We start from the raw sequence: 21742 nt of genomic DNA, 5'->3' as shown, positions 1-21742 counted from the left end.
CAAGAAACCTATCGAGCAGTGGGTCATTTATACGCGAGGAACCGCCCGAGTCCAACAGCGATCTTGCGCGCTTGGTTGACGCCCCCCGGCCAAGCCTGTTGATAATGCGGCCAAACAAGAAACGACAAGGCGGCAGGCGATGCGAATCTTCGAAAACCTGAACAATCATGCGCTCGGCGGCATGGTTGCGGGGCTGGGCACCCTGCTGGCCGGTGTTGCAGCAATGCCTCTGGCAAGCGTTGCCGAACCCGCCCATGGCATTGCAATCTATGGAGAACCTGCCCTGCCACAGGGGTTCGATCACCTGCCTTATGCCAATCCGGACGCCCCGAAAGGGGGAACGATTCGGCTGGCCGAGCCGGGGGGATTCGACAGCCTCAAGCCCTGGGTTCTGAAAGGCAATGCGGCATGGGGCGTGGGCGTCCATGTCAGCGAATCGCTGATGATGCGGTCGATCGACGAGCCGTTCACGCTGTACGGCCTGCTGGCCGAGACGATCGAGGTGGCGCCCGACCGCACCTGGGTCGAATTCACCCTGCGCCCCGAGGCCGCGTTTTCCGATGGCAGCCCGGTCACTGTCGAAGACGTGATCTGGTCATACGAGACGCTTGGGACCGAGGGTCATCCCCGCTATCTGGCCGCATGGTCCAAGGTCGCCGCGATCGAGGCCACCGGCCCGCGCAAAGTCCGGCTGACCTTCACCGAAGCCGACCGCGAATTGCCGTTGCTGATGGGCCTGCGCCCGATCCTGAAACAGGCCCAATGGGCGGGCAAGGATTTCGCCGACTCGACGCTGGAACCGCCCATCGGCAGCGGCGCCTATGTCATCGACCGGGTCGATCCGGGCCGCGCGATCACCTTTCGCCGCAATCCCGATTACTGGGGCCGCGATCTGCCGCTGATGGCGGGGGTGAATAATTTCGACGTGATCCGATACGATTATTTCGGCGATGCCAATGCCATGTTCGAGGCCTTCAAGGCCGGCGAGGTCACCGTCTGGCGCGAATTGTCGGCCCAGAACTGGGCCAGCGAATATGACTTTCCTCTGGTCACGCGCGGCGATGTGATCAAGGCCGAGATCGCGAACGAACGCCCCTCGGGGATCGTCGGGCTGGTGATGAACACCCGCAACCCGATCTTTGCCGATTGGCGGGTCCGACAGGCGATGATCGAGATGTTCAATTTCCGCTTCATCAACCAGACCCTGAATGGCGGGGCCGATCCGCGCATCGCGTCCTATTTCTCGAATTCCGTGCTGGGAATGGATGACGGGCCTGCCGCGGGCCGGGTGGCGGACTTGCTGGCGCCCTTTGCGGACAGCCTTCCCCCCGGCGCGCTGGAGGGCTATGCCCTGCCCGAAGGATCGGACCGGGCGATGGACCGCGCCGCCGTGCGCCGCGCGCTGGCGCTCATGGCTGAGGCGGGCTGGACCATTCAGGATGGCCAGTTGAAAAACGATCAGGGCCAGACCTTCGATTTCGAGATTTTGCTGAACCAGAACGGCTCTGCCATGCGCAGCGGATCCGAGACCCGCCAGATCGTGAACATCTATGTCGAGGCGCTGCGCCCGCTTGGGATCACCCCGCGCCTGACGCTGACCGATGCGGCGCAATATGTGGAACGCACGAACAACTATCAGTTCGACATGACATGGTACGAACGCGGCTTGTCGCTGTCCCCGGGCAGCGAACAGCGGCTGTACTGGGGTGCGGACGGGGTCACGACGCCCGGCAGCCGCAACTGGATGGGCATGGACAGCCCCGCTGCGGGCGCGATGATCGACGCCATGGTCGGGTCCGACACGGCCGAGGATTTCACCGCCGCAGTGCAGGCGCTGGACCGGGTTCTGACCACGGGGCGCTATGTGATCCCGGTCAGCTTTTCGCCCGTTTCACGGCTGGCCCATGCGAAAGATCTGAACTATCCCGACGAAATACCGGTTTACGGGGACTGGCCGGGCTTTTTGCCCGAAGTCTGGTGGCAGGAGACGAACTGATGCGGATGATTTGGGTTACAGTGCTGGCCTGCGGCTTACTGGCAGGATGCAACACCGTCGCCGGCGTCGGCGAGGATATTACCGGGGCCGCGCGATGGGCGCAGGGCGGCCTTCCGACAGGAGGTTACTGATGAAATGGCACCATGTTCAGGCTAACTGGTCGGCCTTCTACGAGGCGATCATCGACAAATGGCCCGAGGCCGACGACAGCGATCTGGACGAGATCGACGGCGACCAGCGCGCCTTCGTCGCCTATCTGGTCGAGGCGACCGGACAGGAGCCCGAAGAAATCCGCGAAGAGCTGCGCGAATGGCTGACCGGAGAGATCCCGTCGGATGTCGTGATGGATCCCGTCCATGACAATCACTCGATCGCGCTATCGTCGAAATTCGTGGGCGAGGGCGAGGATGAATATTCCGACGATGCCCGCTTTGGCGATGATGGCGACGACCGCGACGATACCTGACGGCAGACGCGCTTTCACGACACCGACAGGCGCCGTCCCTTGCCGGGGCGGCGCCTTTGTCTTGGCCAGGATCTATGCCGCAGGGCTGCGCCCGATCCCGTCCAGCCGCGCAATGCGCCCCGCCAGCATCACATAGATGACCCCGTATAGCCCGGCGACGATCAGGCCGACCCACTGGATCTGGAACGGCGTGAACACATAGGCCCCGACCAGCGCCAGCTGCAGCCCGAAATGCAGCGGATAATACCGGCGATCGCCCAGATTGTCGCGCGACCAGCCCAGATTGGCGGAATAGAGCCGGATCAGGCTGTCCAGCGAATTGATGACGAACACCACGCCGACCGCGATCATGAACCAGTTCAGCCAGCCGGGGATCACGACGCCCCCCTGATGATAGACGAACAGGACCGAAAACCACAGCCCCAGGGGGATCGCAGGCAGGGCCACCATCGCCAGCGCCAGATGCCAGACCATCAGCCCGCCCACGAACCGCGCCACGAATTGCCCGATCATGATGGACCAGGCGAACCACCAGAACAGGTAGAACTCGTGATAATCCGAGATGGGCACCGCAAAGCGCGGCAGGTGCACGAAATAATCGGCCAACAGTCCGACATTGCGAAAGAAATCGCCCATATCGACACGGGCATAAACAAAGGCGATCATCGCCAGCGCGGTAAAGGCCAGCATCCCGAACCCATAGCTGGACAGGATCGCCAGCCATTTCATGATCGCCATATTGCCGCTGCTGATGACGGCAGTGGCGATCACCACCACCACCAGCGCCCAGACCGCGCCCTGCGACAGGCCCGGCGCATAGGTGGGCAGGTTCGTCATGAACAGATAGCAGGTGAACGAACAGGTCGCGATAACGGTCAGGTTATAGACCCATTTGACGACGCCGATCTCGAACAGTTTCAGGCGCGGCTCGAGGGCGATGAAGTAAAAGGTGGCGACGAAATACATCAGCCAGACCAGCGGCCCCCACATCCCGAACTCGACGGCCAGGGCATTGGTGAACCCGAATGCGGCGTCTTCCTCGTAAATCGGGAATTCGGCCAGCGGCAGCATGACCAGACCCATGTCCAGACCGGCGGTGAACAGCAGGGCGATCAGCGTGAACAGGCCGACGGGCTCTTCTCCCTGCAGCCGCAGGCGGGGCCAGCGGATCAGGACGAACAGCGCGCAGGCCAGAACAGAGAGATAGGCGACAGTGATGATAGGCGTCATGGGCGATCCTTCTTCGTCATCCAAAGGGTTGACGGGCAACCGGCCTGCCCCGATCCGCCGCAGACCAAGGCCAGCGACCGTCCGGGAACGACCGGCGCGACGCGACAGCGCCACGGTTTTGTTTGATGCCCTAACCTTGATATGAATTGAGTGATCAGTCAATCAAAAACCCGCAGCCCTCTTTTCGGGGCGCTCAGCCTTAACCACGGGCGACGGTTCGGCTTGGCATTGTGTCGCGGTTCTGACAAATGCTGGCCAGACACGGAACGTGCAATCGCGCAAAGGGGCCGGACCTCGTGTCAACCACATTGAAAATCGCCGCTGGCAGCATCCTGGTCGGTGTGGTCGTGCTGGCGCTGAAGACGCTGGCATGGCGACTGACCGGATCGGTCGCGCTGTTGTCGGACGCGCTGGAAAGCATCGTGAACGTCGCGACCGCGATTGCCGCGCTGATCGCGATCCGGGTGGCGCAACGCCCCGCCGATCCGGGCCACCCTTATGGACATCACAAGGCGGAATTTTTCAGTGCCGTGCTGGAAGGCGTGCTGATCATCTCGGCCGCGCTGCTGATCCTGCGCGAGGCGTGGCATGCCTTTCAGAACCCCCGGGACATCGCCGATGCGGGGCTGGGAATGGCGATCAATGCCAGCGCGGGCGTGCTGAACGCGATCTGGTGCTGGATCTTGCTGCGGCAGGGGCGGCGGTTGCGATCGCCCGCGCTGGTGGCGGATGGCAAGCATCTGCTGTCGGACGTGATTTCATCCGGCGGGGTGCTGCTGGGCGTTGGGCTGGCGGTGACGACCGGCTGGTCGGTGCTGGACCCGGCGCTGGCGATGCTGGTGGGCGTCAACATCCTGTGGTCGGGGTGGAAGGTGATGGCCGCGTCCCTGTCGGGCCTGATGGACGAGGCCGTGCCCGAAACCACGCTGGCGGTGATCCGCGAGATCATCTCGGACAAGGCCTCGGGCGCGCTGGAGGCGCATGACCTGCGCACCCGCCATGCGGGCGCGGTGACCTTCATCGACTTTCATCTGGTCGTCGACGGCCAGACCACCGTGACCGATGCGCATGAGATCTGCGACCGGGTCGAGGCCAGCATCATGGCCCGCCTGCCCGACGCGCAGGTCACCATCCATGTCGAACCCGAACACAAGGCCAAGCATTCCGGCGTGCTGGTGATCTGAGGCCGTTCGCGGCCGCGGGTCATGACCCTCAGGCCGCCAGACGCACCCAGACCGGCACATGGTCGCTTGGTTTTTCGCCCGCCCGCGCGTCGCGGTCGACGCCGGTCTCGATCATCAGATCGGCGGCCTGCGGCGACAGCAGCATGTGGTCGATGCGGATGCCGTCATCCTTGTTCCAAGCCCCGGCCTGATAATCCCAGAAGGTGAAGGGCCCGCGCGTGCCCCACGGGTCGCGGATGCGCACGGCGTCCGTCCAGCCCTGATTGACGATGGTCCGAAAGGCCGCGCGGCTTTGCGGCAGAAACAGCGCGTCATCGGTCCATTTCTGGGGCTGGGCGGCGTCTCGGGCCTCGGGGATGATGTTGTAATCGCCCAGCATGATCACCGGCATTTCCAGCGCCAGCAGCTCGGCGGCGCGCAGGCGCAGGCGTTCCATCCAGGCCAGCTTGTAATCGTATTTCGGCCCCGGCGCGGGATTGCCATTGGGCAGATAGAGGCCTGCGATGCGGATGGCATGGGTGCCCACCACCGTCGCCTCGATATAACGGGCCTGTTCGTCGGCATCGTCGCCGGGCAGGCCGCGGGTCACATCCTCCAACGGCAGGCGCGACAGGATCGCGACGCCGTTAAAGCCCTTTTGCCCGTGGGTTTCCACTTGCCAGCCCAGATCCTGGAAATGCTCGCGCGGGAATCCCTCGTCGACGGATTTGATTTCCTGCAGGACGACCAGATCGGCATCGGTGGACGCCAGCCAGTCGGTCAGCGCCTGCACGCGGGCCTTGACGCCATTGATGTTGAAGCTTGCGATTTTCATGAGGCGCATCTTTAGCGGGCCTTATGCGTTTGGCAACCGGAACCGCCCGTGAAAGGCCCCGATGATCCGCGTCCTGACCCTGATCCTGTCCCTGATCGCGCTGCCCGCGCTAGCGGAGACGCGCCCGCCCACCGGGCTGCTGGCCAAGACCAGCCCCCTGCCCGCGACGATCCCGCTGCAGGTCCGCGCACCCGAGGGCGCGGATACCGCAATCCTGCTGGGCGATGCCGATGGTCAACCGGTGATAAGCGGGTATCTGCGGGGCGGCGGGGTGCTGCGCCTGCTGGTCCCGCCCGGCGATCACCATCTGGGGCTGGCGCAGGGGGCGCCGGATGACTGGCAGGGGCCTGATGATCTGTTCGGCACCCCGGCCGTGATCCTGCCCGACCCCCTGCCCTTTCGCATCACCGGCAACCGGCGTCAGGGTCAGGCGATCACCTTGACGCGAAACGAAAGCCGCCTGACCATCGCCCATCGTCAGGACCGGGTGACCTGCCAGATCGCGGAATGGACGCTGGACCGGGTGACCGAAACCACGCCCGCCGGGACCGCGCTGCGCTGGCTGGACCCGCAGCTGTCCACGCGCAGCAGGCCCTGCGATTAGACAGGCCCCGCGCCCAGGCCGGCCTGCGATCAGATCGAAAAGGACGTGCCGCAGCCGCAGCTGCTGCTGGCATTGGGGTTTTCGATGACGAATTTAGCACCGATCAGCTCATCGGTGAAATCGATCACCGCACCCGCCAGATAGGGCAGCGAGACCGGATCGACGACCACGCGCTGCCCGTTCTGTTCCAGAACCAGATCGTCGGCCTCGGGCACGTCCATCCGGATATCATACTGAAAACCCGAACAGCCGCCGCCCAGCACGGCCACGCGCAGGGGCGCGGCCTCTTTCCCGGCATTGATCTGGGACAGGCGTTCAAAGGCGCGTTCGGTGACTTTGGGGGGCAGGTTCATGGGGCGTTCCCGTATGCGGCGGTTATCCTTGAATATAGGGTCCGCAGCATCGCCCCGCAAGGAAGGCCCTGTCCCCGTGACCGAAACAGCCGTGACCGAACTCGCGCCCTTTGCCTGCCAGCCCCGCGACAGCCGGGGCCGTCTTCATGCCGAAAGCCTGTCCACCTTCCGCTCTCCGTGGCAGCGCGATCGCGACCGGATCATCCATTCCAGCGCCTTCCGGCGGCTGAAGCACAAGACGCAGGTCTTCGTCGAACATGACGGCGATGCCTGGCGCGGCGATTATTTCCGCACCCGCCTGACCCACACGATCGAGGTGGCGCAGGTCGCCCGCACCATCGCGGGCGTGCTGGGCCTGAACACCGATCTGGCCGAAACCGTGGCGCTGGCCCATGATCTGGGCCACCCCCCCTTCGGCCATACCGGCGAGGATGCGCTGGCCGTCCTGATGGCGCCCTATGGCGGGTTCGACCACAATGCACAGGCTGTGCGCATCGTGACGCGGCTGGAACGGCATTATGCCGATTTCGACGGGCTGAACCTGACATGGGAATCGCTGGAAGGGATCGCCAAGCATAACGGTCCTATTGCCGGGACAAGCCCGGCGGGCGGCCCCATCACCGGCGATCTGCCCTATGCGCTGGCCGATGTGAATGCCCAATGGGATCTGGAGCTGCACACCAATGCCTCGGCCGAGGCGCAGGTGGCGGCGGTGGCCGATGACGTCGCCTATAACCACCACGACCTGCATGACGGGCTGCGCGCGGGCCTGTTCACCGAGGCAGAGCTGTCCGAGCTGCCCGTCATCGGCCCGGCTTTTGCCGAGGTCGACCGCCTGTACCCCGGACTGGACCCCACCCGGCGGCGCTATGAGGCGCTGCGCCGGGTCTTTGGCGTCATGGTCGAGGATGTGATCGCCGTGGCTCAGAACCGGCTGGCCGCGCTGCAACCCCAAAGCGCGGACGAGATCCGGGCGATGGACGGCCCGATCATCCGCTTTTCCAAGCCGCTGTATCAGAACATCAAGGCGATCAAGTCCTTTCTGTTCCAGCGCATGTACCGCGCCCCGTCGGTGGTGGTGGAACGCGAACGGGTGACGGTGATGCTGAACGATCTGTTTCCGTTGTATCTGGATCATCCCGACCGCCTGCCCGACCAATGGCGCGAGGCGGCCCTGGCGATGGACGATCAGACCGGACGCGCACGTCTGGTGCTGGATTACGTCGCAGGCATGACCGATCGTTACGCGATTTCCGAACATCACCGCCTGATGAAGACTGGTTTCTGAACCTTGACTGGTGTCGCTGCGTTGACCGCGCAAGAGTGACATCAAAGGAGGATACCACCATGATCACCCGCACCGGATCCGCGAAATGGAATGGCGGCCTGAAAGAGGGCAAAGGCCAGGTTTCGACCAAGTCGGGCGCGCTGAACGCCCTGCCCTATGGCTTCAACACCCGTTTCGAAGAGACCCCCGGCACCAACCCCGAGGAGCTTGTGGGCGCGGCCCATGCCTCGTGCTTCTCAATGGCTCTGGCGATGATGCTGGAACAGGAAGGCGTCACCGGCGTCTCGATCGAGACGACCTCGGACATCTCGATGGACAAGGAGGGCGACGGTTTCGCCGTCAAGAAGGCCCATCTGACCACCACGATCACCGCAGATGCGGATGAGGCCAAGATTTTGGAAGTGGCCGAAAAAGCCAAAGCCGGTTGCCCGATCTCGAAGCTTCTGAATGCCGAGATCACCATGACCGCCTCGGTGGCCTGATGCGCGTCCGGGTCGGGCACGAAATCAGCATCTCGGTCACGCAGCCGACGCCGCTGATCTTTATGGTGGCCCCCGAGATCGCACGTCATCGCGATTTCATCGGGGAAGAGCAGGTATCGACCGACCCGTCCGTACCGGTCCACAATTACTATGACCGTTATAACAATATCTGTCGGCGCATGGTCGCGCCGGCAGGCAATTTCACCTTGCGCGGCGATGTGACCCTGCAGGATGGCGGCGATTGGGACGAGATCAACCCGGCTGCGCAGGAATTGCGGGCCGAGGATCTGCCGGACGAGGTTCTGGGGTTCCTGACCGCATCCCGCTATGTCGAAAACGATCTGGTCAGCCAGGAGGCCTGGGATCTGTTCGGCAACGTGACCCCCGGCTGGACCCGCGTTCAGGCGGTCGTCGATCACGTCCACGGGCTGCTGCAATTCGATTACGGCACCGCATCGGTTTATCGCACCGCGGCGGGCGCGCGTCAGGGCGGCATCGGTGTCTGCCGCGATTTTGCCCATCTGGGGCTGGCCTATCTGCGGGCGATGAACATTCCTGCCCGTTATGTGAACGGCTATGTCGGCGATATCGGCGTGCCCAAGGTCGATGCGCCGATGGATTTCGCCGCCTGGACCGAGGTTTATCTGTCCGGCAAGTGGTACACCTTCGATCCGCGCAACAATGAGCCGCGCAAGGGCCGCGTCGTCGTCGCACGGGGCCATGACGCCGCCGATGTGCCGCTGATGAACAGCTTTGGCGCCCATACCCTGACCGGCTTTACCGTCTGGTGCCATCCGGTGGATGAACAGGGCAACGAGCTGGACGGGATGGATTTCGCCTAGACCATCATATCCTTGGTCGCGGTCAGCCTGATCTCGGGGTGATCGCGGCCGATCCGGTCGATATCCCATTGCAGGCGGGTCAGATAGACCAGATCGCCGTCGTGATCATGGGCCAGATGGCCCTTGTTCACCTCGGCAAAGGCATCGACCTTGGCCTTGGGACCGGTGACCCACCGGGCGCTGGTGAACTGGCTGCCCTCGAAGCGGACAGGGATCCCGTATTCCAGTTCGATCCGGCTGGCCAGCACCTCGAATTGCAGCGCCCCCACCACGCCGACGATAAAGCCCGACCCGATCGCGGGCTTGAAGACCTTGGCCGCGCCTTCCTCGGCGAACTGCATCAGGGCCTTTTCCAGATGCTTGGCCTTCATCGGGTCGGTCGCGCGCACGCTGTTCAGCAATTCCGGCGCAAAGCTGGGAATACCGGTAAAGCGCAACGCCTCGCCCTCGGTCAGCGCGTCGCCGATGCGCAACTGCCCGTGGTTCGGGATGCCGATGATGTCGCCTGCCCAGGCCTCTTCGGCCAGCTCGCGGTCGGCGGCCAGAAACAACACCGGATTCGACACCGCCATTGGTTTCTTGGTGCGCACATGCACCATCTTCATACCGCGTTCGAAATGCCCCGAGGCCAGACGCACAAAGGCCACCCGGTCGCGATGCTTGGGGTCCATGTTAGCCTGCACCTTGAAAACGAATCCGGTGACGGATTTTTCCTCGGGCGCGATTTCGCGTTCGGCGGCGTTCTGCGGCTGCGGCGGCGGGCCATAGCTGCGGATGCCCTTCATCAGCTCCTGCACGCCGAAGCTGTTGATCGCACTGCCGAACCAGATGGGGGTCATGTGACCCTCAAGGAATGACTGGCGGTCAAAGGCGGGCAGCAGTTCGCGGGCCATCTCGACCTCGTCGCGCAGCTTGGTCAGCAAAGCCGCGGGCACATGCTGGGCCAGCAACGGATCGTCCAGCCCGTTGATCGAGATGCTTTCGGCCACCTTATTGCGGTCGGCGCGGTCCATCAGCTCCAACCGGTCGGCCAGCATGTCATAGCAGCCGATGAAGTCGCGCCCGACCCCGATGGGCCAGCTGACCGGCGACACGTCGATGGCCAGATTTTCCTGAATCTCGTCGATGATCTCGAACGTGTCGCGCGATTCGCGGTCCATTTTGTTGCAGAAGGTCAGGATCGGCAGATCGCGCAGCCGACAGACCTCGAACAGCTTGCGGGTCTGGGATTCGACGCCCTTGGCGCCGTCGATCACCATGATCGCCGCATCGACCGCCGTCAGCGTGCGATAGGTGTCCTCGGAAAAGTCGCTGTGACCGGGCGTGTCGACCAGATTGAAACGATGCCCGTCGAAATCGAAGGACATGGCCGAGGCCGAGACCGAGATCCCCCGGTCCTGTTCCATCTTCATGAAATCCGACCGGGTCCGCCGCGCCTCGCCCTTGGCGCGCACCTGTCCGGCCATCTGGATGGCGCCACCATACAGAAGGAATTTCTCGGTCAGCGTGGTCTTGCCCGCGTCGGGATGCGAAATGATCGCAAAGGTCCGGCGGCGGGCGATCTCGGGCGGAAGGTCGGGGCGGTTTGTCATGGACGCGCTTTAGCCTGCCCGCGCGCAAGGCGCAATCCGGCGCCGTCGCGGCAGGGGGCCGGTCGGGTGCCGTCGGGCTGGCGTCAGAACAACCCCTCGACCTGTCCCAGATCGTCCAGCCCGATCACCTCGGCCGCAGGGCTGCGCGGCAGGCCGGGCATGGTCATGATCTGCCCGCAGATCGCCACGACAAAGCCCGCACCCGCGTTCAGCCGCACCTCTCGCACCGGAATGACATGACCCGTGGGCGCACCGCGCAGGGTGGGATCGGTCGAGAAGCTGTATTGCGTCTTGGCGATGCAGACGGGCATGCGGCCATGGCCCGCCGCCTCCCATGCGGCCAGCTGTTCGCGGATGCCAGGGGCGGCCTCGATCCGGGCGGCGTGGTGGATGCGGGTGCAGACGGTTTCGATCTTGTCCCACAAGGGCAGGTCGTCGGGATAAAGCGGCGCGAACTGGGCGCCGCCTTCGGCCAGATCGACGACCGCGCGAGCCAGATCGGTCGCGCCCTCGCCACCCATCGCCCAGTGGCGGGCCAGAATCGCCTGCACCCCCTGCCCCGCACAATAGTCCTGCAGGGCCGCAATCTCGGTCTCGGTATCGCCATCGAAATGGTTCAGCGCCACCACCACCGGCAGGCCAAAGCTGCGGATGTTCTCGATATGGCGGCCCAGATTGGCACAGCCTTGGGTGACCGCCGCCACATCTTCGGTCCCCAGATCGGCGCGGGCCACGCCGCCATTCATCTTCAACGCCCGGATCGTCGCCACCAGCACCACCGCCGCAGGGGCCAGCCCCGCCAGACGGCATTTGATGTTAAGGAATTTCTCGGCCCCCAGATCGGCACCGAAACCCGCCTCGGTCACGACATAATCGGACAGGCGCAGGGCGGCGCGGGTGGCGATGACGCTGTTGCAGCCATGGGCGATATTGGCGAAAGGCCCGCCGTGAACCAGCGCCGGGTTGTTTTCCAGCGTCTGGACAAGGTTCGGCTGCAGCGCGTCCTTCAGCAGCACGGTCATCGCACCATCGGCTTTCAGGTCGCGCGCCGTCACAGGCTGGCGGTCGCGGGTTTCCCCAATGACGATGCGCCCAAGCCGGTCCTGCAGATCGGCCAGATCGCGCGCCAGGCACAGGATCGCCATGACCTCGCTGGCGACGGTGATGTCGAACCCCGACTGGCGGGAAAACCCGTTGGCTGGTCCGCCCAGACCCACCACCACATCACGCAGCGCGCGGTCGTTCATGTCCATGACCCGCCGCCAGCTGATCCGCCGCGTGTCCAGATCCAGCGCATTGCCCCAGTGGATATGGTTGTCGATCATCGCGGCCAGCAGGTTATGGGCCGAGGTGATGGCATGGAAATCGCCTGTGAAATGAAGGTTCATATCCTCCATCGGCACGATCTGCGCGCGGCCTCCGCCGGCCGCCCCGCCCTTCATGCCGAAATTGGGGCCAAGGCTGGCCTCGCGGATGCAGATCGTGGCGCGGTGGCCGATGCGGTTCAGCGCGTCGCCCAGACCCACGGTGGTGGTCGTCTTGCCCTCGCCCGCCGGGGTGGGGTTGATGGCGGTCACCAAAATCAGCCGCCCGTCGGTGCCGGTCAGCCCGGCCAGCGCCTCATGGGTGATCTTGGCCTTATCATGGCCATAGGGCAGGATCTGGTCATAGGTCAGGCCAAGGCGGGCGGCGACATCGGCAATGGGCCGCTTGGTTGCGGCGCGGGCGATCTGAATATCGGTCTGCATTCTTTAACGTACCACCATCACGGACACGGGCGAGTGCCGCACCACCGCGTTCACGTCGCGGCTGACACGGATGCTGCGCAATTCGTCGGGATTGTCGCTGGCCATGACGATCAGATCCGCCTTGTACCTGACCGCCGCCTTGAGGATCGTTTCCGCCACATGGCCGTGGCCCACATGGATCTGCACCCGCGCCTCGTCGGGAAAATGGCGGCTGGCGAAATCGTCCAGCGCCTGCTTCATCTGCTGCAACACGGTCTGTTCGTATCCCTTGGGCAGAAAAGTCGCCACCATCGAGCTGCCGAAATCATGCACGATCCCCAGCAGGTGGATGATGCCCTGATCCCCGGCCAGCCGTTGCGCGGCAGGCAGGGCCTTTTCCCAGCTTTCGGGATGCTGCAGGTCGATGGGCAAAAGCACGATGTCATGCATGACGGGCCCCTTTCCGGGTCGAAACGGTGGAAGCGGGCGCCGCACCGGTCGGGCCTTCGCGCCGCCGTTGCAGCCAGATCACCAACCCAAGCAGCAGGAAGGCCGGGATATAGATCCAATACCGCGACGGTGCCGCCGTCGGCGCATTGACTGCCAGAATGGTCTGATCCCAATCCAGACCCGCCGCCTGCGCAGGGCTGTCAAAGGCCACATTGTCGATCAGAACCCGGTCGCCATCCTGGATCAGCTCGATCCCGCTGGCTGCCAGACGATCCTCTCCGGTTTCGCCTTCGGGGACGGCCAGCAGGGCGGTGAACTCGACCGGGTTGCCGATATCGTTCAGACCCGCGATGCGCAGCCGCAGACCGTCGCCGACCTCGCTGCTTTCCAGCGCCTGCACGAATTCGGTGCCGGGACGTTCTTCGAAGGCGGGAAAGGCATAGTTCCAGAAAAAGCCCGGGCGGAAGATCGTAAAGGCGATCAGCAGCAGCAGGATCGTTTCATAGAACCGGTTGCGGACAAGGAACCACCCTTGCGTGGCGGCCGCGAACAGCAGCATCGCAATGGTCGCGGTGATGAAGACGAAGATGCCCTGTATCCAGCCCACATCGATCAGCAGCAGATCGGTGTTGAAGATGAACAGGAAAGGCAGCGCCGCCGTCCGCAGGCTGTAGCCAAAGGCAATGACCCCGGTCCTGATCGGATCGCCGCCCGACACGGCGGCGGCGGCAAAAGAGGCCAGACCCACCGGCGGGGTCACATCGGCCATGATGCCGAAATAGAAGACGAACAAATGCACCGCGATCAGCGGCACGATCAGCCCGTTCTGCTGGCCAAGCGTCACGATGACCGGGGCCAGCAGCGCCGAGACGACGATATAGTTGGCGGTGGTCGGCAGCCCCATTCCCAGGATCAGCGACAGCACCGCCGTCAGCCCCAGAATGGCCAGCAGATTGCCGCCCGACAGCACCTCGACCACATCGGCCAGCGCCGATCCGACGCCGGTCTGACTGACCGCGCCGACGATGATGCCCGCCGTCGCCGTGGCGATGCCGATGCCGATCATGTTGCGCGCGCCCGAGATCAGGCCATCGACCAGATCGTCGGCGCCCGAGCGCAGGGCGCGGGCCGTGCTGGCATTGCCGGTCCGGTCCGAACCGCGCAGCCAGACCATCAGCGGACGCTGCGTCAGCAGGATGAAGATCATATAGGCCGTCGCCCAGAACGCGGACAGGCCGGGCGACAGACGGTCCACCATCAGCGCCCAGACCAGCACCACGACCGGCAGGATGAAATGCAGACCCGACCGCACCGTCGGCCCCGGCAGTGGCAGGGCCGTCACCGGCGCGTTGGGATCGTCGATCTGCAAAGGCTCTTCGCGCGAGGCGACCCACAACAGGCCGACATAGGCGGCGCTGAGCATCGCAAAGACCACATAGGGCGCGCTGGAACCAAAGGCGGGCCGGATCCAGCCCATCGTGTAATAGACGATCAGCGACAGGGCACAGACGCCCGCGGTGATGAAGGCCGCGGTCATCAGGCGCGTCAGGATCGGCGGCGGGGTATAGGACCGCGGCAGCCCCTCCATCCCGGCCTTCATCGCCTCGAGATGGACGATATAGACCAGCGCGATATAGCTGATCGTGGCGGGCAGGAAGGCGTGCTTGACCACGTCGAAATAGGGAATGCCCACATATTCGACCATCAGAAAGGCCGCAGCGCCCATGACCGGGGGCATGATCTGGCCGTTGACCGAGGATGCGACCTCGACCGCGCCGGCCTTTTCGCTTGAAAAGCCGACCTTCTTCATCAGCGGAATGGTAAAGGTGCCGGTGGTGACGACATTGGCGATCGACGACCCCGAGATCAGGCCGGTCATCGCGCTGCTGACCACGGCGGCCTTGGCCGGTCCGCCGCGCAGATGGCCCATCAGCGAAAACGCGACCTGAATGAAATAATTCCCGGCCCCCGCCTTGTCCAGAAGCGCGCCGAACAGCACGAACAGAAAGACGAAGCTGGTCGACACGCCAAGCGCGATGCCAAAGACACCCTCGGTCGTGACCCATTGGTGATTGGCGACCTCGGTCAGGGAATTGCCGCCATGCGCGATGATCGAGGGCATGTAGGGCCCCAGGAAGGCATAGACCAGAAACACCGTCGCCACGATCATCAGCGCCGGGCCAAGGCTGCGGCGCGTGGCCTCCAGCAGCAGCAGGATGCCGATGACGGCCACGATCAGATCGCGGGTGATCGGTGCGCCGACGCGGCGGCCCAATTCGTCGCTGAAGACGAAAACATACAGGGTGACCACGACGCCCATCAGGGCCAGCGCCCATTCCCATGGCGGCACGCGGGATTTGGGGCTGCCCAGCACGATGGCGGCCACCACGCCCGCCCCGGCCAAAGCGATCCACCACAAGGGCATCGCGGCAGGGGCAGCATAGATGAACAGACCCGACAGCAGCACCGGAACACCGACGCCCAGAACCATCTGAAAGGATGATTTTTCAGCAGGATAGGCCATGAAAGCCAGAAACAGCGCGAAGGCCAGATGGACGGCGCGCGCATCGGTGGCGCTGATGATGCCGAAATTCAGCATGAAGGGCAGCGGCGACGCGATCCACAGCTGGAACAGCGACCAGCACAGCGCCACCCCCAGGATCAGCTTGCCCACCGCCCCCGGCGGGGTCCGCGCGCCCGTATCGGACGAGGCGACAAGGTCATCAAGCTCGGCCTGACTCAGTTCCCCGCGCCCCGAGGCCTGCATCTCGACGGCTGCGGCCTGTTGCTGGCGGTCTCTGGTCCTGTCCTCGTCGCTCATCACGGCACCCCCTGCGATGCAATTCTTATGATTTTAGCATGATGAAGGGACGGCCCCGCAGGGCCGCCCCGGTCAGGTGTGGATCACTCGATCCAGCCCTGTTCGCGGTAATACCGCTCGGCGCCCGGGTGCAGGGGCGCGCTGTTGCCGTCGGCGATCATCTCCTCGGGTTCCAGCGTCGCAAAGGCGGGATGCAGGCCCTTGAAGCGGTCGAAATTGTCGAAGACCGCCTTGACGACCGCATAGACCGTGTCGTCGGGGACGGTCGCCGAGGTGACCATCGTGGCCTTGACGCCGAACGTCTCGGTATCCTCGTCATTGCCCGCATACATGCCGCCGGGAATGATCGCTTTGGCGTAGAAGGGATTGGCCTCGATCAGGGCGTCGATTTCGGGGCCTGCGACATCGACCATGGTCGAGGCCACGACCGAGGTCGCCTCCTGGATCGAGCCGTTGGGATGGCCTACGGTATAGCTGATCGCATCGACCTGATTGTCACCAAGCGCCGCCGACTGTTCCGCCGGGCGCAGTTCCGAGGACAGGGCGAAATCGTCCATGCTCATGCCCATCGCGTCCAGCACCACCTCGAACGTGCCGCGCGATCCGGAGCCGGGATTGCCCACATTGACGCGCTTGCCCGCCAGATCGGCAAAGGTCTCCACGCCGCTGTCGGCACGGGCGACGACGGTGAAGGGTTCGGGGTGGACGGCAAAGACCGCGCGCAGATCCTCGAACGGATCACCCTCGTAATCCGAGCTGCCGTTATAGGCGTGGTACTGCCAGTCGGACTGGGCCACGCCCATCGTCATGCCCCCGGCCTTGATCTGGTTGATGTTGTCGATGGACCCGCCGGTCGCGGGCGCGGTGCAGCGCAGGCCGGTCTCGGCAGTCTCGCGGTTCACAAGACGGCAGATCGACTGGCCGACGACATAGTAAACGCCGGTCTGTCCGCCGGTGCCGATGGTGATGAACTGTTCTTCCTGCGCCATCAGCGGCGTCGCCGTCAGGGCAAAGACGGTGCTCAGCAGGATCGGTTTCAGATGGCTCATGCGGCGTCTCCCTTGAAAATTGGCGGGTGGGCAAGGAAGATCGGCCCCAAGCGCGCCCACCGGATGGCGCCAAGGGTAAAGACATCGTCCCGAAAGGCAAGCCCAAGGCGGCGCCATTTGCCCGTAAACAGGGCAGGATAAGCGCCGCCGCGCACGGCCCGAACGCAGCCCCCGGGCCGGACGCCGCAAGGACGGCAGGCGCCGGTTTCCAAGGCAGGGCGGCGGTCGCAAAGCCCTGTCGCGGCAATCTAGGCACAATTTGCCGTGTTTTGGGGCTGGCCGGATGGCGATTTTCGCGCTCCCATGGCATGGCTGGACAGCCCGACCTGACCACCCTAATGTCGCCCCAGCAGTCGAGGCCCCCTGGAATGGCACGCCGCGCGCCATTTTCTTTATGAAAAGCAAGGCCATGCTTGAATTTGACAATGTCTCTAAATCGTTCTGGACCGGCAAGCAGCACAAGATCATTCTGGATCAGGCGTCGTTTCAGGTCGAACTGGGCAACTCATTGGGTATTCTGGCGCCCAACGGCACCGGCAAATCGACGATTATCAATATGATGTGCGGGCTGGAAAAGCCTGATGAGGGCAAGGTCCGCCGCGAATGCCGCATCTCGTTTCCTCTGGGCTTCATGGGCGGAGTCGTCACCAAGCACAGCGCCAATGAAAATTCACGTTATATTGCGCGCATTTACGGGTTAGACCCCGATTACGTCTCGGCCTTTACGCGCTGGCTTTGCGATATCGAAGAATATTTCGACATGCCGGTGGGCACCTATTCGGCAGGCATGCGGCAGCGGTTCAATTTCTCGCTGCTGCTGGCGCTGGATTTCGACATTTATCTGATCGACGAAGGCATGCCGCAAACGACCGATGCCGATTTCAACCGCAAGGCCGGCAAGGTGCTGTTCGAGCGTTTGCAGACCTCGACCGTGGTGATCGTGTCCCACCAGCCGAGCACCATCGAAAAATTCTGCGACCGCGCCGCGATCCTGCGTGACGGCAAACTGTACATGTTCGAGACCCTCGACGAGGCAAAGCAATATTATGACTACACTTCCTAAAGCACGCCGCTATCATGCCTCGGCGTCGGATTCCGTGTCCCCCGCGGCAACGCTGCCCGCCGCCGATGCCGGTGCGCGCGTCCGGCTGGAGGTGACGCGCCGCGACGCGCCCCCTCAGGCCGCCAACACGCCGCCAAACCCCGCAAAGGACGACAAGGCGGCGCGGCTGCAACAGTTCATGGCGCCGGATCAGGTCGATGACGGCTTTGGCGATTTTTCGATGAAGCGTCCGCCCAAGGGCGATGCCGAGCCCTCCGATCCCGCGCAAGCCCCCGAATCCGAGGAAGGGCTGGAGGAAAAGCTGGCCGCGATCCGCGCCGAAAAGCTGACCGAACGGCAGCTGCGCATCGCCCGGCGCATCGCCGGCCTGCACCAGATCCCCGTCGCATCCGGCGAAGAGGCGGTGCTGCGGCTGCGCGAACGCGGCATCGATCCGTCCCATCGCACCGCGGTGGGCAGCATCCTGTCATCCGAGGGAAGCCGCGCGCAGGCCCGCCCGTCGCCCAACGCTCCGGCGCTGCGGCCCGACAGTCTGCCCTCGATCCTGCCCGACCGGGTGCCCGCCAAGCGCCCCGCCCTGCCCTCTCGCGAGGAGCTGACCGAGGACAAGCGCGCCGCCGAGATCTTTCGCATTCAGCGCGATCTGGCACAGCGGCGGCGCAAGCGCATGTCGATGCTGGCCTTCCGGCTGGTTCTCTTCGTCGTGCTGCCGACAATTCTGGTGGGCTGGTATTACTACCGCATGGCCTCGCCGCTTTATGCCACGGAATCGCAGTTCCAGATCCAGTCGGCGGAAGGCGGCGCCAGCGCGATGGGCGGGATCGGGGCAGCCCTGGGCGGCGTGGGGACGAACACGGATGCCGTCGCGGTGCAAAGCTATCTGACCTCGCGCGACGCGATGTTGCGGCTGGACAGGGATCTGGGATTCCGCACGGCGTTTCAGGCCGAAAGCGTCGATCCGATCAAGCGTCTGCCCGCGGATGCCTCGAACGAGGCGACCTTTGGGCTGTATCAGGATTCCGTCAAGATCGGCTATGACCCGACCGAAGGCGTGCTGAACATGGAGGTCATCGCCCCCGACCCGGAACTCAGCGAAAAATTCTCGCTGGCGCTGATCTCTTATGCCGAAGAACTGGTGGATGCACTGACCGCACGGATGCGCGGCGACCAGATGGACGGCGCCCAGCAAAGCTATGAGGATGCCGAGGCCAAGATGCTGGCCGCCCAGATGCGGGTGCAGGAATTGCAGGAAAGGCTGGGGGTTCTGGACCCGATGGCGGAAAGCGGCGTCGTGATGGGGCAGGTTTCCGCGCTGGAAGGCCAGCTGACCGAGAAACAGCTGGAACTGGGGCAGCTGTTGGCCAACTCTTCGCCGGTGCAAAGCCGCGTCAATGCCGTGCGGGGTGACATCACCCGCCTGCGCGAGATGATTGCCCAAACCCGGCTGGACCTGACCGAGGGCACCGACAGCCGCAATTCGCTGGCCGCCGTCGGCGGGCAGATGCGCGTGGCCGAGGCCGAATTGCTGACCCGTCAAGAAATGCTGGCCGCAGCCGCAGCCCAGATGGAATCCGCGCGGATCGAGGCCAACAAGCAGGTCCGCTATCTGTCGCTGTCCATCGCGCCCATCCCACCGGACGAGGCGACCTATCCCCGCGCCTTCCAGAACACGCTGGTGGCCTTTCTGATCTTTTCGGGGATCTATCTGATGCTGTCGCTGACAGCCTCCATTCTGCGCGAACAGGTATCGACATGAGCCATCACCGCCATATCCCCATCGGCCCGATCACCTGCGGCAACGACCTGCCGCTGACCGTGATCGCCGGTCCCTGCCAGCTTGAGGGGCTGGACCATGCGATGATGATCGCTGAAACCATGGCCCGGGCCTGCGCCGATGCGGGGGCCTCTTTCGTCTTCAAGGCCAGCTTCGACAAGGCCAACCGGACGTCGTTGTCCGGCCAGCGGGGTCTGGGCATCGACGAGGGGCTGCAGATTCTGGCAACCGTGCGCGACCGGCTTGGCTGTCCGGTCCTGACCGACATCCATGACGCCGAACAGGCGATCCGCGCGGCCGAGGTCGTGGACGTGATCCAGATCCCCGCCTTTCTGTGCCGCCAGACCGATCTGTTGCTGACGGCGGGCCGCACCGGCGCCGTGGTCAACATCAAGAAGGGCCAGTTTCTGGCCCCTTGGGACATGCCCAATGTGGCGCAGAAGGTCGCCTCGACCGGCAATGACAACATCCTGCTGACCGAGCGTGGCGCCAGCTTTGGCTATAACACGCTGGTGGCCGATATGCGGTCGCTGCCGATCATGGCGCGCACCGGCTATCCGGTAATCATGGACGCGACGCATTCGGTCCAGCAGCCTGGCGGACAGGGCGGCAGTTCGGGTGGACAGCGCGAATTCGCGCCCGTCATGGCGCGGGCCGCCGTAGCGCTTGGCGTTGCGGGCGTTTTCATCGAAACGCATGAGGATCCCGACCGCGCGCCGTCCGACGGGCCGAACATGATCCCGCTGGACCGCATGGCGGCGCTGATCGCCTCGCTGATGGCGTTCGACCGACTGGCAAAGGCCGATCCGCTGCCCGCATGATCCGCGCGCTTGTGATCCTTGCGGCGCTGGCGCTGTCGGCGCCCGCCCATGCACAGACGCCTCAGGCGCATTCGCCCCAGACTCCGGTCGCGACCATCCCGGCCCTGTCGGACCCGGCGACCGATCTGGCGATCCTCAGCCGCATCTCGGCCATTCTGGCGCAGGTGCCGGAATTCGACGGCGTGGGCGCACAGGTCGATGCGGGGATCGTGACCCTGACAGGCGAGGTGACCGAACAGCAGGCCATCGACCGGCTGGAGACGCTGCTGGCGCGCGTCGAGGGCGTGATCGCGGTCGAGGATCGGGTGACCCTGACCACCGATCTGGGCACGCGGCTGATCACCGTTCGGGACCGCTTCACGGCGCGGCTGACGCAGGTGGTCGCGGGCCTGCCGTTCATGGCGCTTGGGCTGGCCGTGGGGGCGCTGATCGTGCTGGCGGGGGGCTGGCTGTCGCGGCGCGACCGCACGCTGGCAGGGATCGCGCCGAACCCGTTCATCGCGGGGTTTCTGGCGCAGACCATCCGGCTGATCTCGTGGATCGTGGCGCTGGTGGTGGCGCTGGATCTGATGGGCGCGCGGGCGCTTTTGGGCACGCTGCTGGGGGCGGCGGGCATCTTTGGCCTGTCGCTGTCCTTCGCGGCCCGCGACACGATCGAAGGCGTGGTTGCCACGATGCTGTTGTCGCTGCGCCAGCCCTTCAACCCCAATGACCTGATCGAGGTGAACGGCCTGCGGGGCCGGGTCATCCGTCTGACCAGCCGGGGCACCACCCTGCTGACGCTGGACGGCAATCATATCCGCATTCCCAACCAGATCATCTACAAGGCCGTGCTGACCAATTACACCCTAAACCCCGAACGCCGGTTCATGGTCGATCTGACCATCGATCCGGGGGCCGATCTGGGCCGGGCGCGCGATCTGGTGCTGAAGACGCTGCGCGAGATGGACTTCGTGCTGGCCCGCCCCGAACCGGTCGCCTGGCTGGATGCCAGCGGGCCCGATCATGTCGTGATCCGGGCCGGGGGCTGGGTGTCGCAGGACGGCACGGATTTCGATCTGGCGCGGGGCGAGGCGTTCCGCCTGCTGCGCCACGCGCTGGAGCTCAAGGGCTTTCTGCCGCCCGAGCCTCTGCACCGCATCCGCCTGGAACCGGCCGAGGCCACCGACCCCGCCCGCCCTGCCCC

The 21742-nt window shown here is 64.5% G+C and carries 19 protein-coding genes; 11 read left to right on the top strand and 8 right to left on the bottom strand.

Annotated elements, in window-relative coordinates:
* Positions 1 to 139 precede the first annotated feature (139 nt).
* Both EG885_RS15320 and EG885_RS15315 read left to right on the top strand, forming a co-directional pair.
* A complete protein-coding gene (locus tag EG885_RS15320; RefSeq protein ID WP_379107126.1) occupies positions 140 to 1996 on the top strand; it encodes an extracellular solute-binding protein in 1857 nt (618 codons plus the stop codon).
* Between the two features lie 130 nt (positions 1997 to 2126).
* Positions 2127 to 2462 carry a hypothetical protein gene (locus tag EG885_RS15315; RefSeq protein WP_131576150.1) on the top strand — a complete coding sequence of 112 codons (336 nt, stop codon included), beginning with the start codon at positions 2127 to 2129 and terminating at the stop codon, positions 2460 to 2462.
* 72 nt (positions 2463 to 2534) lie between these two features.
* Here the strand turns inward: EG885_RS15315 and EG885_RS15310 are convergent, their stop codons facing one another.
* Complete coding sequence (locus EG885_RS15310) at positions 2535 to 3692, bottom strand: BCCT family transporter (protein WP_131576148.1); 1158 nt, start codon at positions 3690 to 3692, stop codon at positions 2535 to 2537.
* A gap of 296 nt (positions 3693 to 3988) precedes the next feature.
* Here EG885_RS15310 and EG885_RS15305 point away from each other — a divergent pair, with 296 nt between their 5' ends.
* The gene (locus EG885_RS15305) at positions 3989 to 4876 is read left to right on the top strand and encodes a cation diffusion facilitator family transporter (protein WP_131576146.1); all 888 of its coding nucleotides are present in this window, start codon (positions 3989 to 3991) and stop codon (positions 4874 to 4876) included.
* Positions 4877 to 4904: 28 nt separating this feature from the next.
* On the opposite strand, the gene xth is transcribed toward EG885_RS15305, so the two are convergent.
* Positions 4905 to 5690, bottom strand: a complete 786-nt coding sequence (gene xth / locus EG885_RS15300; protein WP_131576144.1) for an exodeoxyribonuclease III — start codon at positions 5688 to 5690, stop codon at positions 4905 to 4907.
* Positions 5691 to 5751: 61 nt separating this feature from the next.
* Here xth and EG885_RS15295 point away from each other — a divergent pair, with 61 nt between their 5' ends.
* A complete protein-coding gene (locus EG885_RS15295) occupies positions 5752 to 6294 on the top strand; it encodes a hypothetical protein (RefSeq protein WP_131576142.1) in 543 nt (180 codons plus the stop codon).
* Between the two features lie 29 nt (positions 6295 to 6323).
* On the opposite strand, the gene EG885_RS15290 is transcribed toward EG885_RS15295, so the two are convergent.
* Positions 6324 to 6647, bottom strand: coding sequence for a HesB/IscA family protein (locus EG885_RS15290; protein WP_131576140.1), 324 nt, complete (start codon positions 6645 to 6647; stop codon positions 6324 to 6326).
* 76 nt (positions 6648 to 6723) lie between these two features.
* Between EG885_RS15290 and EG885_RS15285 the strand changes: the two genes are divergently transcribed.
* The 3 genes from EG885_RS15285 to EG885_RS15275 are packed head-to-tail and all read left to right on the top strand — an operon-like array spanning position 6724 to position 9259.
* Positions 6724 to 7935 carry a deoxyguanosinetriphosphate triphosphohydrolase gene (locus tag EG885_RS15285; protein ID WP_242679689.1) on the top strand — a complete coding sequence of 404 codons (1212 nt, stop codon included), beginning with the start codon at positions 6724 to 6726 and terminating at the stop codon, positions 7933 to 7935.
* A 59-nt stretch (positions 7936 to 7994) separates the two neighbouring features.
* Positions 7995 to 8417 carry an OsmC family protein gene (locus tag EG885_RS15280; RefSeq protein ID WP_131576138.1) on the top strand — a complete coding sequence of 141 codons (423 nt, stop codon included), beginning with the start codon at positions 7995 to 7997 and terminating at the stop codon, positions 8415 to 8417.
* Positions 8417 to 9259 carry a transglutaminase-like domain-containing protein gene (locus EG885_RS15275; RefSeq protein ID WP_131576136.1) on the top strand — a complete coding sequence of 281 codons (843 nt, stop codon included), beginning with the start codon at positions 8417 to 8419 and terminating at the stop codon, positions 9257 to 9259. Before EG885_RS15280 ends, EG885_RS15275 begins: the two co-directional genes overlap by 1 nt.
* Here EG885_RS15275 and EG885_RS15270 read toward each other — a convergent pair.
* The 5 genes from EG885_RS15270 to EG885_RS15250 all read right to left on the bottom strand — a co-directional run bounded on the left by EG885_RS15270 (position 9256) and on the right by EG885_RS15250 (position 16898).
* Positions 9256 to 10851, bottom strand: coding sequence for a peptide chain release factor 3 (locus EG885_RS15270; protein WP_131576134.1), 1596 nt, complete (start codon positions 10849 to 10851; stop codon positions 9256 to 9258). The two genes, EG885_RS15275 and EG885_RS15270, sit on opposite strands and share 4 nt — an antisense overlap.
* Positions 10852 to 10934: 83 nt before the next feature.
* Positions 10935 to 12599: a formate--tetrahydrofolate ligase gene (locus tag EG885_RS15265; protein WP_131576132.1), complete on the bottom strand. Its 1665-nt coding sequence runs from the start codon at positions 12597 to 12599 to the stop codon at positions 10935 to 10937.
* A gap of 3 nt (positions 12600 to 12602) precedes the next feature.
* Entirely contained in the window at positions 12603 to 13028 is a 426-nt protein-coding gene (locus EG885_RS15260; protein ID WP_131576130.1) for a universal stress protein, read from the bottom strand.
* On the bottom strand, positions 13021 to 15849 hold the full coding sequence (locus EG885_RS15255; protein WP_131576128.1) for a TRAP transporter permease: 2829 nt from the start codon (positions 15847 to 15849) through the stop codon (positions 13021 to 13023). Before EG885_RS15255 ends, EG885_RS15260 begins: the two co-directional genes overlap by 8 nt.
* An 83-nt stretch (positions 15850 to 15932) precedes the next feature.
* Positions 15933 to 16898 carry a TAXI family TRAP transporter solute-binding subunit gene (locus EG885_RS15250; protein WP_131576126.1) on the bottom strand — a complete coding sequence of 322 codons (966 nt, stop codon included), beginning with the start codon at positions 16896 to 16898 and terminating at the stop codon, positions 15933 to 15935.
* Positions 16899 to 17307: 409 nt separating this feature from the next.
* On the opposite strand from EG885_RS15250, the gene EG885_RS15245 reads away from it, so the two are divergent.
* From EG885_RS15245 to EG885_RS15230, 4 genes are all read left to right on the top strand, one after another.
* Complete coding sequence (locus EG885_RS15245; RefSeq protein WP_131576178.1) at positions 17308 to 17961, top strand: ABC transporter ATP-binding protein; 654 nt, start codon at positions 17308 to 17310, stop codon at positions 17959 to 17961.
* 34 nt (positions 17962 to 17995) lie between these two features.
* Complete coding sequence (locus EG885_RS15240) at positions 17996 to 19717, top strand: KpsE/RkpR family capsule polysaccharide export protein (RefSeq protein ID WP_242679688.1); 1722 nt, start codon at positions 17996 to 17998, stop codon at positions 19715 to 19717.
* The gene (gene kdsA / locus EG885_RS15235; protein ID WP_131576122.1) at positions 19714 to 20556 is read left to right on the top strand and encodes a 3-deoxy-8-phosphooctulonate synthase; all 843 of its coding nucleotides are present in this window, start codon (positions 19714 to 19716) and stop codon (positions 20554 to 20556) included. The genes EG885_RS15240 and kdsA overlap by 4 nt, the downstream gene beginning before the upstream one ends.
* On the top strand, positions 20553 to 21742 hold a 1190-nt coding region (locus EG885_RS15230), incomplete at its 3' end, for a mechanosensitive ion channel domain-containing protein (RefSeq protein ID WP_131576120.1). The genes kdsA and EG885_RS15230, both read left to right, overlap by 4 nt.

The sequence above is a fragment of the Paracoccus nototheniae genome (assembly GCF_004335005.1).
GTDB classification, from domain to species: Bacteria; Pseudomonadota; Alphaproteobacteria; order Rhodobacterales; family Rhodobacteraceae; genus Paracoccus; species Paracoccus nototheniae.
The sequence above is the reverse complement of the archived record's forward strand: the minus strand, read 5'-3'. Positions and strand labels throughout refer to the sequence as shown.

Coding starts and splice junctions, on each gene's coding strand:
- EG885_RS15260 (WP_131576130.1), bottom strand. CDS start 13,028: ATGCATGACATCGTGCTTTTGCCCATCGACCTGCAGCATCCCGAAAGC.
- EG885_RS15245 (WP_131576178.1), top strand. CDS start 17,308: ATGCTTGAATTTGACAATGTCTCTAAATCGTTCTGGACCGGCAAGCAG.
- EG885_RS15290 (WP_131576140.1), bottom strand. CDS start 6,647: ATGAACCTGCCCCCCAAAGTCACCGAACGCGCCTTTGAACGCCTGTCC.
- EG885_RS15275 (WP_131576136.1), top strand. CDS start 8,417: ATGCGCGTCCGGGTCGGGCACGAAATCAGCATCTCGGTCACGCAGCCG.
- EG885_RS15250 (WP_131576126.1), bottom strand. CDS start 16,898: ATGAGCCATCTGAAACCGATCCTGCTGAGCACCGTCTTTGCCCTGACG.
- EG885_RS15315 (WP_131576150.1), top strand. CDS start 2,127: ATGAAATGGCACCATGTTCAGGCTAACTGGTCGGCCTTCTACGAGGCG.
- EG885_RS15265 (WP_131576132.1), bottom strand. CDS start 12,599: ATGCAGACCGATATTCAGATCGCCCGCGCCGCAACCAAGCGGCCCATT.
- EG885_RS15280 (WP_131576138.1), top strand. CDS start 7,995: ATGATCACCCGCACCGGATCCGCGAAATGGAATGGCGGCCTGAAAGAG.
- EG885_RS15295 (WP_131576142.1), top strand. CDS start 5,752: ATGATCCGCGTCCTGACCCTGATCCTGTCCCTGATCGCGCTGCCCGCG.
- EG885_RS15270 (WP_131576134.1), bottom strand. CDS start 10,851: ATGACAAACCGCCCCGACCTTCCGCCCGAGATCGCCCGCCGCCGGACC.
- EG885_RS15310 (WP_131576148.1), bottom strand. CDS start 3,692: ATGACGCCTATCATCACTGTCGCCTATCTCTCTGTTCTGGCCTGCGCG.
- kdsA (WP_131576122.1), top strand. CDS start 19,714: ATGAGCCATCACCGCCATATCCCCATCGGCCCGATCACCTGCGGCAAC.
- EG885_RS15320 (WP_379107126.1), top strand. CDS start 140: ATGCGAATCTTCGAAAACCTGAACAATCATGCGCTCGGCGGCATGGTT.
- xth (WP_131576144.1), bottom strand. CDS start 5,690: ATGAAAATCGCAAGCTTCAACATCAATGGCGTCAAGGCCCGCGTGCAG.
- EG885_RS15255 (WP_131576128.1), bottom strand. CDS start 15,849: ATGAGCGACGAGGACAGGACCAGAGACCGCCAGCAACAGGCCGCAGCC.